This window comes from Maridesulfovibrio frigidus DSM 17176, from assembly GCF_000711735.1.
Taxonomy (GTDB): domain Bacteria; phylum Desulfobacterota; class Desulfovibrionia; order Desulfovibrionales; family Desulfovibrionaceae; genus Maridesulfovibrio; species Maridesulfovibrio frigidus.
This window is the reverse complement of the sequence record NZ_JONL01000005.1, coordinates 300,701-311,885: the sequence shown is the minus strand read 5'-3', so window position 1 is coordinate 311,885 and position 11,185 is coordinate 300,701. Positions and strand designations below refer to the sequence as shown.

Genomic DNA, 11,185 nt, shown 5'->3' with positions numbered 1-11,185 from the left:
TCTACTCTAAAACATGCTAAAAAGCTCATCAACCTTGGAGAAAAGCACGAAATATATATCTTGCCCAAAGGTCAGGATTGGGATGATTTGCTTAGAGCAAACAAAATTAATAAAAGGCTTATGGAGGACTGCAAGCACCGTGGCAAGCTGCTCATGGCTAAAACGGTAGAAGAGTATACCTACCATAAGTATTGCAGAAATTCGGCGAAACGGTTTGTCATTACTTTCAAAAACAGACTCTTTAGCGTCTGCATTGATATTGCACAATTGACTGAAGATTTAGCCGGCATTCCGCTTGAGGACAAAGATAGCTTTCCCGTCTTTATCAGTCACTGCACTGTGATGGAAATATGCAATCGTGATCCTCAATGTCTTTACCGTGAAGTGGATGAATTGCTAGGTGAGCAATGGTATGTTTTCAAAATACAATCCACCAGCAAAAAGCCTGAAATTGTACGTCTTGAAGGTTCGAATATCGCAACAGCGGATGCCTTTCACAAAGCCTTGCTAAATAGAACTGCTGGAGGGACTTTCAGCGGAACTCCTGCCGACATGCGAATCCTTACAAACCGTTGGCTTCAAAATGAACTCTCTACCGTCCGCTCTCTTCCGTATATTGGGTATGACAATGAATCCCAAGCGTACATTTATCCGGCAGCAGCTTTTTATAAAGGTAAGGAAATTAGACTAGACGAAAACAGTTTTTATAGAGTGGGAAAAGATCTTGTCCGCCCCGGCCTGAAATCTATCAAAATAATATCAGATGGAAAGTTTACCCCTGATTGGTTTGATAAGTTTTTGAAAACTTTTCACTGGCAGGGACTTGCTCTTCTTGCTTTCTGGACAGGATCACTCTTTGCTCATCAAATACGGAAAGAGCAAAAATCCTTTCCTTTTTTTGAGCTTACAGGAGATCCGGGCGCAGGCAAATCCACCATGCTCGAATTCTGCTGGAAATTGTTAGGGCGTGAAGATTATGAAGGTTTCGACGTGATGAAATCCACAATAGCAGGCCGCCGCAGGGCATTCAATCAGGTTTCCAATATGCCTATTGTTATCATTGAGTCAGACCGTGAAACAGGCGGTAAAGACAGCAAGCAAAAGCAATTCAATTTTGACGAATGCAAGCCTTTCTATAATGGTAGAGGAACAGGAACGCTAGGTGTCCCCAAGCGCAATAATGACGTTGAAGAATCCTTGTTCCAAGCATCCCTGATCATATCTCAAAATGCGCAAGTAGACGGCAGTGAAGCTCTTTTACAACGAATTGTACATTGCCATGCCGATAAAACTCATTACGATTCCGGATCGCGTGAACTTGCTCGTTTTTTTGAAAGGATTCCCTGCGAGGAAGTAAGCGGATTCTTGAAGACAGCTCTTATCAATGAAGCAAAAATTCTAAACACGTATTTTGAGAGTTTCAAAAAGATAGAAACCGCTTTTTCCGCATCATTAAAAAATGAGCGGATAGCTAAAAATCATGCACAAGTCGCTGCCTGCGGATATGCTTTGCAAACAATCTTCCCTGCCATAAGCTCAGAAACAATAGAGAATTTTAAACGCTACATCCTGCAAAGAGCAACCTTACGAGAGAAGCGACTTTTAGCAGACCATCCTTTAGTAGAACAGTTTTGGGAGACTTTCAGATACCTAAACTCAGAAGCAAGGAGTACAGAAGGAGAAGCATTGAACCATAGTGGCAACCCTGCCTATTACGCAATCAATCTAAATCACTTCGTGCAACAATGCAGAGATAATGGGCAGGAAATGCCTGACCTCAAAGTATTAAAAAAGCTGCTCCCGCACTCAAAAAAACATAAATTGCTTCATAAATCTAAGGCCATGACTAGCAAAATAACAAACAAAACAGTTCGATGCTGGGTTTTTAAGGTCTAATATCTTTTGAATAAAAAAATCATCACCAGAGGGAGTCGGAAAACTGTAATAAGTGTAATTATTTGTAAATATACCTATAAGCATCTAAAATAGTTGTACTAAAATAAAACTCTGCGTGTAATAAAAAGTGTGATTTTATGTAACAGATATTACACTTTGAGATTACATTTCTTAAAAACACAACCCACCGAAAATACAGGTTATTACATTTCCTATTACATATTATTTCATTTTTATTACAATTTGATTTTCAATTAACTTATCTTATTTCAATGCCTTAAATAGATAACGCTGAGTCCATTACAGAAATTACACTTTCCCGAAGACCTATCCCTAGCTTGAATCTATCAATAAATATTTTCAGCATAGTATTCTTAACAGCCGCACTTTAAAAATTAGCTGTTTCTTACAATTTTTAATCCGTGTGCCTCGGTTATACGAGGGAAGATATTATCGGATTTGCAGATTTAAGTTCCAGCTTTTTACCCTCATTGTTTTGAAATCTAAAAGTAGACTTCTTTTGCTGTCTGGAAAGATTACCATCCAAATCAAAGCGACAAAAATGAACGTAGCTTATCGTCAGCAATTCATCATTTTTTAACTTTTTATAAATTGCCTTCTTCGAGTATCCCTTCTCTGTCAGATCTCTAATCACTGACAACGAAGCTATCACTTCAACCCTTGCATCATATTTTTTTCGCACTCTATCCTCCTTTTTCACCCTGACTGACTAGCCATAATAAGATCACTAAAACTAACAGATTAACTCTTTTAAAGTCAAAAGTATTAGACTGTTAGCTTGTGAAATTTTAGGACACTATGTGATACTTTCAGATACTAAACGAGATTATAGATGATTTAAGAGGATTTTTTGATATTTAACAGTGAGCATCACTAAATATCAAAAAATTACCTTTAATCCTGTATAATAACCTAAGCTTTGGAGGCAGGACAGGTAAGGTGGGCCCACTTTTTCAAAGTGGACAACCTTACGCCCTGCTCCCTATGGGAGAAGAGCTTATTCGCCTGCGGCTCAATGCTGGGAATGTGAGAAATTTGAAGCAGATCAAAGCGGCAGTTTCAGTAAATAAAGAGTTGCTACAATTCTATTGGGAACTTGGGGCAGATATTATTGAACCGCAAAAAAAATCCACTTGGGGAAGCGGATTTTTAAAAAAGCTAAGTGCAGACTTAATCCACACTTTCCCTGACTCTAAGGGGGGTGCGAATAACGAACTTGCGAAGTCTTTGCCTGAAGAGTTAGAATTATATAGAACAGATTAAGAGGGGGGGGATAAGTGTCTGGTGCTGGCCGTGGAGAAAATTTGCGCGGCTTGTTTTGTGAACATACAAATCATTATAGGTAAGTCATGATATTTTTAAATCAGCATGTAGAAAATGATGGCAGTATACCCAACGCTTATTGTGACAAATGTAATCTTGATTGCGAAACACTCCCCTTGATTAGTGGGGAGATTGAAGACGAGAGTGTGCGTATTATGCGCTGTCCCGAATGTGGGGATACTGGTGAATTTCGTAGGACTGGTGGTAGTGTATGGGATTCTTCAGAGTAGAATTAAGATTGTTTTAAGCTATGTGTTTAACTGTATTTTGATTCGATAAAGCCATCAAAAATATTCTCTATACTTGAATTATTTGATTTTATGCCGCTGGAGAAACCTTCGACGTCAGCATTATTTAAGTAGAATTCCTGAGCCATTTCATCCAAGTCAAAATTTTTAAGAATTAGTGTGACTTCTTCTGTGGTTAGAGGTCTAATGAGCTCTTCTGTAGACTTAGACAATATGTCTCATCTACCTCTACAGAGGGCCCGTAGCAGTAGTTTTCATCATCGTAATCGCCTTCTCCCAAGGTAGAACATTCCTCCATGTTGTCATTGATAAAATCGTAAGCAATTTCGTCGGTCCATGCTGGTATGTAATTTTTGGCAAAGGCATTCTCTAATTCTGATCGTTGTGCTTCATCCCATGAATATGTGAGGGCTCGTTCAGAAATCTCTTCTAGATCATTAGATCCATATGTATTGCGAAAAAGTAAACAAAAAAGTTGGAAAATATCATTAATTGGGCATTTTTTTGTTGCTACAAATCGGTCGCAAAATTCAATTGCGTTGCTACCCGTTTCGATTTCTTGAAGTTCATTCTTGATGTATTCAAATGAAACGTCTTTATATACTTCTTTAAAGTCTTGCTCGTTGAGTAAGCTGCCTAGCTTAATTGAAAAAGACATCCCCCTCATAAATATATTGTTTTCAAGTTTTTGAGCGATTATCCCCGCCACGTTATGAACTAAGTCTTCATCCTGCCAAAATATTTTTTTCAAGATTGTGAGCCCTTTATCCTCTTTGAAAAGCAATAACATTTCAGAAAAGCGTAAAGGATCGTTTTTGTATTTATTTAGTACATAGTCAGAAATGGAAGGATTGAATGGGGTATATCTAACGATTCTCTCAGGACTTTTCCCGTAGCTATAATGGCTTTCGTTCCTATTGATAAAGGTGCGCGCTAACTCTTTTGAGACGCTGTAGAAATCATTTGGGCTAGGGGTTCTTGCCGAGTGTCCCCCTGCTGCTACAAAATTGTTGTATGCGTATTGTAGGCTTTCTTCATTTACCGATGAGTCTCCAAGGACGACAAGATCAACCATGCCACGGGCAAAGTCGTCTAGCTGGTTGGAATACGGATGGTCCCAAACGTCTACGGGGTTTTTGAGAGACTTGCTGATGAAGCTCCAGTACTCATCACTTGGAATGTCTTGGCAGTGATCTCGGGAAGTAATAAATTCAAGAATGCGGGGATTGTAGTTTTTGTGCCGTGCTATGTGTAAATATTTTTTCCTTGCAATAATTTCCCCCAAGTAATCTTGTGACAGCCCACTTTTCCACATGAAGCTATACAAAATTCGTGCTTTCTCTTCTTCTGTATATTCTTGAATTTTGAGCAAATACTCTTTACTTTTTAGTTTTGCTGGAGTGTTAAATTGGCCTAATGAATATCCTCTATCTAAAATGTTAGTCCTTGACGTTAAGACAAGTTTTTTGTTGCTAGCATCTTGTATTAACTTGATAAATTTCATGATTTTTGCATCTTCATTAAACCGCAATGTTTCAAGAAAGTTGCTGCCTAAAAAATCATCAAAATAGAAGATTTGTTTTTCTGTATTGCTATATACTGCTCGCGCATTTTGTATATTATCTTCCACTGCTATCAGGCTATATCCTTCTGCAACGAAATGAAGGCAAATTTGCTCAGCAAGAGTGGTTTTGCCTACGCCGGGCTCTCCGGTAATCACAAGGGTGTTTGTTTGGCTTATTTTTTCTAGAGCTTGCTTATGGGAATTGGTGACAACGTAGCTGTTGCTTGACTCTATAGCGTCTCTAAGGAATTGATCACTAAGATTATATGTGGCTGCGTTTAGTAGACTTCTTAAAACTCCGGAGCTTTGAATCCAGAGTTTGTAATGTTGGCGTTCTATACCGCGAAACCGTGCGATTAAGGCATTGAGGTCATCTTTACCGTATATGTCTGATGTGCATTTGATGTGTGGGGCGAGGGTCGCCTTAATTTCATCTTTGTTTTGCGGCGAAAGAGGGACGGATGTAGATAGAATATATCTGTTCGGAGACAGTTTATTAATTTTGTTTTTTTCTGTGTGTTTTAGAGTTCTCAGCAATGCGGGAAATCCGGAAACGGCGTAGTGCTTGCTCTGAATAATACAAGTTTCGTCTCGGCTGCTTGAAAAACGGCCATCTATGCCCATGTCTTTGCCAGACTTAAATCTTTCAATCTGCACATTTAAATGTTTTGACAACAAATCGTTTGTCAAATTTTCGAAATCAATTGGGTCTAAAATTTTAAAATCATAGCAAGGCATTGGTACGTCTCAGTTCTGTAAGTTAGTTTGTTAATGGGGCTGCTCTTCATCTTGTCGGCATGAAAGGTAATAGATATGTTCAGCGGAAGAGGTCAGCGCGAAGAAATACCCCGTAGAGTTAAAAAGATCCTCAACAGAAAAAGAGACACATATTTGGTCAATTAACACTGCTTTTGGGGTTTTGCATAGAAGGGCTTCTTTGAGTTCAAAGGGGAATGAACGCTCCATGGATTTTTCAAAGAGTACCTGAGTACATGTGTAAAACTTATCCCATAGTTCTTCTGCGACAGCATCATTATTCATGTCTAAGGTCAGCTTCAGGTGTATCGCAGCCTTCTCGTGTCCTTCTATTCGATACCGAAAGGAATTTCCTGTTTTGAAATCCATTTGCTTGGGCTCAACAGAATCTGCATGCCAAAGATTGTCGATGGCTGGCTCATAATATCCTGTTTTTATCCCCTCTGTGAGCAGAAAGTCTTTTGCCTGAGATGGAGACCAGCCGTCAGATCTAGGAACTACCTGCGGCTTCTTTTCCGTGTGTAGCATTTTGAACATAAGAAAAATCGAGTCAACAATCCCCTTGTATGACTCTCTGTCTGCGTAAAAAATTCTTCCAGCCCACCTTTCTAAAAGCTTCGTCCTCACATTAAAGGCGATAAGGGCAGCGAATATTGCAAAGAGTCTTATTTTTGTTGAGGGGAGTTTAAAATAAATGTCATAGTAAGTATTTTCATACGTCAAAGCTAAATGCATGAAATATAAAAACGGAATATAAAGCAACGTGAGTAAAGGAGGCAGCGAGTAGTCTGTAACCAACCCCTGGACAGCCTCTTTGTTTAAAGATGAAACCAATTCTCCTGTTGAATAAATTATTAATCCCCAACCAATTGTTGAAATGGTGAAGCTAATAAATTTTCTGACAAGATTATATTGCTCGTCGCGTTCAGCGACGACTGCCATCATACCCAAAAAAGTTACTACGGGGATAAGTAGCATTTCGGCTAAAAAAGGAAGAGTGTATGTGCCAGTGATAATTTCTATGAAAAGGACAAGCTTGATGTTGTCCATTAGCAGATGTCTAAAGTTGATAGAAGTATTGTTATTGCCTGACAGCTTGAAGAGGGAAAATAGAGCGACACTAAAGAACCATATGGTTGTGCCTTTAATTTGTGAAAAGTCCCATAGTCCATATTTGTGTAAAAAATATACTATTGTGCAAGTGTAGGCCGCAATTGAAGATATTGCGATAACTATTTTGTACTGTAGTAGAGCGCGAATCGCATTTTTAAATGCTTCTCTGACTTCTGCCATGCGAGGTGCATAGCTTATGCTGGCTACGCAGACAAAGACCCAAGTCACAATAGCCCATTCGCGAGAAGTTAATGTGAGCATAGGGCTGTAATTTATCACTTTAAATTTAGGTAAATATTTTTGAATTTTTGAACTGAAATAAAAATATTAGAGGCTTAGTTGAATTCAACTAAGCCTCTAATATTTTGTATCTGTTTTAGGAAAAATTCTCATTGCATTGAGAACAATCTAGATCAGTAGCTAGCTCTATGGGAAGTGGGGCATAGTCTTGGCCGGAACATGGAGCAAAATCATCAGGCCATGGTGCTTGCAGATCAAAAAGCAATCTAAATCCCATTGGGGCATCTCTGTTAATCCTTTTGACCTTAAGGGAAATTTTTTCAGGAGATACCCGCCGAAGTAATGCATGAAAGTCTTTTTTTAAATACCTTGGGCAGTACCCAAGAAATGAGACGGGATCGTCTGATCTAAGAGAAATGGCTAGTTTGTCAAATCTGTTCATGGGGTCTGGTTGAAGAAAGGCATCGTCGCCGCATTTAATCATATCAAGATCTAATTTGGTGCCTTCGTTTAAATACCTTAATCCGTGGCTGAAGAAAGAAACATGCAAAATGTTATCAATATTTTTTTGTGGACAGGGAAAAATTTCTAAGGAATCCGTTCCGCGTTTGCCTTCAGTCAGTGCGAGTACATCTAAGGGGTCATAGCTGCTGTCTTCTAGTGCTAGCCAATTTAGAAAATTTTTAAATTCAGGCCGGCTTTCGCTTAAAAGCCTATTTTTGAAAATCGGGAAGAGTTCTTTTGATCTATATGTTTTTTCAAGATTAGACATTCTTCCAAATGGAATAAATCCATCAGCACTTTTAGCCCCAAGAGTATAAAAAAAAGTGAAGCCTTTATCACAGCGCATAAGGCTTGCAACTGTTTTCCATTTCCTCGTTTTGGCATTTTGCCAAGCAATAAAAAGTCTTTTCATCGTAGTTCGTCCATTCTTACTAGTAGCCTAGTTTTGTTTTCTAAAACAACTTGAACACCAAATTCAATCGCAATTGGAGTTATTAAATCAGGAGGTATTTGATTGAAGATGCTACGAATCATGTCTTCATCTAGTCTTTTTAGTTGGTTAAGCCATCCAAGAGTGGCATTTTTGCAATGTTTTCCATAGTCGTAAAATGCATCTATAGTACGAACTCTTTGTAACTTGTCTGGGGTGAAAAAAAGACTTTTGGCTTTTGCCACGTAGGTTGCAATAGACGCACGCCCTTTGCCTTCTAATATGTCTTTGCGCCTTTGGTCCTGCTCGTGTCTTCCTAGACTTGAAGCATGGTCAAATGTCTCGGCAAGGTATATTTGGTCTTCAAGGATAATGATTCCCCAGTTCTCATGATGCCTATCTTGATTTGATATTAAGGTATCAAGCATCAAATAACCAGCAAAAACCTCTGCTGCAGTATGGATGCTAGGTTTGTCCGTCCATGTCAACGGGGGTAGTATGTGGGGGGCACTTTTGAAATAAGCAGTCACAGTTCGAATGCAGTGATCTTTATTCGTGTCTTCTGTGTCGTGCCCATATCGTTCATAAACCTTTTTTAAAAGCTCATTACCTAAAGCAAGGCGTCCTCCCCTAGGTACGATAGTTTTAGATACTACACCATTTCTCTCTTGATGGACGCCAAAATCATATGTCGCACTAGGTATACCTAGCTTTTTGCATAGTTCGTGTGCAACTTTTTCTGCCCAGTTTTCACCTGTATTTTCACGTCCTTGCTTGAATAATAACTGGTTGTCATTGAACCAAAACTTACTTTTAGTCCCCATTTGTTCAAGTAGAGTGTCTGAGCCTGTTGGTACGTCTATTATTTTATAATGCATTTGCTTTATGTATAAGAAAAAGTTTGGCTAATTACAATATATCTAATGGTAAAAACATTATTTCCTAAAATGTTAGTAATGGATTTGTTGCATGGCTTTTACACTATCGAACAATCCGCCCCAACAGGAGTAACCCCAGATAAATCAACCTTGCTGCGAACCTTGCCAAGGTCATAGTTGGCCTGCATAGCCAGCCAGCTTTCAGGGGTACGACCGAGGGCCTTTGAAAGACGCAGTGCCATTTCAGGAGAAACCGCACTCTTGCCATTCAGAACGCGTGTGAGGGTGGAGGGAGCAACTCCGAGCATCTTTGCAAGCTTGCGGCAGCTGAGAGTGTGCTCTTCCATATACACGGAGCTGATAAGCTCGCCGGGGTGTGGGGGATTGTACATAGTCATTAGTGATAATCCTCGTAGTTTAAAATGTAACCATTTCCGTCTCGAAATTCAAAGGTCAGCCGCCAATTGCCATTGACGGTTATGGACCAAAGATCTGCACGGCTTCCTTTGAGCTTGTGCAGCCGGAATCCGGGAAGGTTCACGTCCTCTACTTCCTGAGCCGTATCAATGACCGAAAGCTGGATTCTGAGCCGCTTGGAATGCTTGGCCTGGACTCCAGCTGTTGAGCCGGTACGGTAAAATTTTTCCAGACCTTTGTGCTTAAATGTTTTGATCATTGTTCTTCATTTGTATGTTGCGTGCTGCGCAACGTTTTGTCAAGGCCCATTAATTATCCAACACCGTCACAGCTGCTCTCAGATTGTCCGGCGCAAGGTGCGCATACCGCTCTGTCATTGCTAAAGTAGAGTGGCCCATGAGTTTTGCCACCGTATACAAAGGTGTTCCGCGTTGAACCAGCCAGCTTGCAAATGTATGACGTAGAGTGTGGAAAACTACCTTTTGCCTGCGGTCATCAATCCCTACATTTAAGCCTAGTTCATCAACCGCTTCATTAAAAGAGCGAGACACTTCATTTATTTTTTTGCCTTTTTGAGCACTGAATACTGGCTTTTGAGTTGGATCTGTTTGCCTTCTGAATTCTCTAAGTTCCTTTTTGACCCGCTTTGTCATGAATGCATGGCGGGAAAGAGTGTTCTTCGAGTCTCGTATTAGAACCATGCCTTCGGCAAAGTTGAGGTCTTTCCATTCTAAATTAACAATTTCTCCTGCCCTCAGACCTCCATAAATGGAAACGAGTGCAATAATATAAAGCTGATGATGTTTGTCTTTTAATATTTCAAGAAGCTGTTCGGCTTCATCTTCTGACAGAAAGCGTGTTCGCCGGTTGTCCATTTTAGGCATTTTGATTTTCTTGACTGGATTATCGCCGTTGAAGAGGTCCATCTTCTTGGCGACATTATACACTTGGCGCACGGTTGCCAGAGCATATTGAATTGAGCGCGGGCTACGTTCTTTTTTAGCCATGTTCGTTTTAATGCGCTCAAGGTCAATAGCGGAAACGTCTGCAAAAGGAATTGTGCCTATGGCAGGGGATATCCAGATACGGTGAAGACTTTCTTCCCTTTTCCATGACGTGGCCGCTTTATTTGATTTTGCCTGTGGTCGGTAAAATTGTGACCATATTTCATCAAAGGTTATACCTTTTTCTTTTTCAGCGAGTTCGCGAGTTTCTTTCTCTTTGAGATGGTTGGTAGCCATCTCTTTTTTTTGCTTCAAGGTTTGCGGAAATTTGCCTTGAGTTTGGTTGACCTTAAGTTCACTTAGAATATTGGCTGCAATTTGTGGTTTGATCCCGTTGCTGGACCATCCTATTGCTTCGGTTTTGGTCTTGCCTTCATACTTGTAAGTAATGGCGAAATATTTGTCCGGCTGGATGCCGTGTTTGCGGGTCTCATGTTCCCGATAACGCACTCCGGGGAATTTGGTTTTGTGCCATTTGATATTTGAAGCCATTCTTCCTCCTTCATGTTTTGTACAACTCCTGTACAACTTTTTTAGAGGATGGGCAATGATCACAAGTGATGACATGTGGAATGTGATTGGTTAAAAAGTAAGTTAAAACAATGGTTAACCGAACTTATGTGAAGGCGTGTGATTTCTTGTGAAACTTCAAAAAACGGACTCAAAATCCGCCGGTAGTGATACCATGAGAGTTCAATTCTCTCTCCCGGTACCATTTGAAATATAAGGGTTTCTCACTGAAAGTGAGAAACCCTTTTTTTGTGCCTAAAATAGCTTTCCCCACACTCTTC

At 39.9% G+C, this 11,185-nt stretch carries 12 protein-coding genes; 3 read left to right on the top strand and 9 right to left on the bottom strand.

What is annotated here, in order from left to right; genetic code table 11:
* Positions 1 to 1,896, top strand: a 1,896-nt coding sequence (locus BR06_RS20530; RefSeq protein WP_031483385.1) for a hypothetical protein, incomplete at its 5' end; no start/stop codon positions are given.
* A 433-nt stretch (positions 1,897 to 2,329) separates the two neighbouring features.
* Here the strand turns inward: BR06_RS20530 and BR06_RS0112080 are convergent.
* Positions 2,330 to 2,599 carry a hypothetical protein gene (locus tag BR06_RS0112080; protein ID WP_031480473.1) on the bottom strand — a complete coding sequence of 90 codons (270 nt, stop codon included), beginning with the start codon at positions 2,597 to 2,599 and terminating at the stop codon, positions 2,330 to 2,332.
* 257 nt (positions 2,600 to 2,856) lie between these two features.
* On the opposite strand from BR06_RS0112080, the gene BR06_RS0112075 reads away from it, so the two are divergent.
* Positions 2,857 to 3,180 (top strand): DUF1016 N-terminal domain-containing protein, encoded by a 324-nt coding sequence (locus BR06_RS0112075; protein ID WP_031483383.1) that lies wholly within the window; start codon positions 2,857 to 2,859, stop codon positions 3,178 to 3,180.
* An 86-nt stretch (positions 3,181 to 3,266) separates the two neighbouring features.
* On the top strand, positions 3,267 to 3,470 hold the full coding sequence (locus BR06_RS20335; protein ID WP_156952704.1) for a hypothetical protein: 204 nt from the start codon (positions 3,267 to 3,269) through the stop codon (positions 3,468 to 3,470).
* Between the two features lie 26 nt (positions 3,471 to 3,496).
* Here the strand turns inward: BR06_RS20335 and BR06_RS0112070 are convergent, their stop codons facing one another.
* The 8 genes from BR06_RS0112070 to BR06_RS19805 form a co-directional block, all read right to left on the bottom strand.
* On the bottom strand, positions 3,497 to 3,700 hold the full coding sequence (locus tag BR06_RS0112070) for a hypothetical protein (RefSeq protein ID WP_031483380.1): 204 nt from the start codon (positions 3,698 to 3,700) through the stop codon (positions 3,497 to 3,499).
* Positions 3,664 to 5,790 carry an nSTAND3 domain-containing NTPase gene (locus tag BR06_RS0112065; RefSeq protein ID WP_031483377.1) on the bottom strand — a complete coding sequence of 709 codons (2,127 nt, stop codon included), beginning with the start codon at positions 5,788 to 5,790 and terminating at the stop codon, positions 3,664 to 3,666. The genes BR06_RS0112070 and BR06_RS0112065 overlap by 37 nt, the downstream gene beginning before the upstream one ends.
* 30 nt (positions 5,791 to 5,820) lie before the next feature.
* Positions 5,821 to 7,182, bottom strand: coding sequence for a hypothetical protein (locus BR06_RS0112060; RefSeq protein WP_031483375.1), 1,362 nt, complete (start codon positions 7,180 to 7,182; stop codon positions 5,821 to 5,823).
* Positions 7,183 to 7,297: 115 nt separating this feature from the next.
* Positions 7,298 to 8,077, bottom strand: coding sequence for an HIRAN domain-containing protein (locus tag BR06_RS0112055; protein WP_051677072.1), 780 nt, complete (start codon positions 8,075 to 8,077; stop codon positions 7,298 to 7,300).
* The gene (locus tag BR06_RS0112050) at positions 8,074 to 8,973 is read right to left on the bottom strand and encodes a HipA domain-containing protein (protein WP_031483371.1); all 900 of its coding nucleotides are present in this window, start codon (positions 8,971 to 8,973) and stop codon (positions 8,074 to 8,076) included. Before BR06_RS0112050 ends, BR06_RS0112055 begins: the two co-directional genes overlap by 4 nt.
* A 98-nt stretch (positions 8,974 to 9,071) precedes the next feature.
* Positions 9,072 to 9,371, bottom strand: coding sequence for a HigA family addiction module antitoxin (locus tag BR06_RS0112045; RefSeq protein WP_031483368.1), 300 nt, complete (start codon positions 9,369 to 9,371; stop codon positions 9,072 to 9,074).
* On the bottom strand, positions 9,371 to 9,649 hold the full coding sequence (locus BR06_RS0112040; RefSeq protein ID WP_031483366.1) for a type II toxin-antitoxin system RelE/ParE family toxin: 279 nt from the start codon (positions 9,647 to 9,649) through the stop codon (positions 9,371 to 9,373). The genes BR06_RS0112045 and BR06_RS0112040 overlap by 1 nt, the downstream gene beginning before the upstream one ends.
* Before the next feature lie 49 nt (positions 9,650 to 9,698).
* Positions 9,699 to 10,886 (bottom strand): tyrosine-type recombinase/integrase, encoded by a 1,188-nt coding sequence (locus tag BR06_RS19805; RefSeq protein WP_051677070.1) that lies wholly within the window; start codon positions 10,884 to 10,886, stop codon positions 9,699 to 9,701.
* Between the last annotated feature and the right edge of the window lie 299 nt (positions 10,887 to 11,185).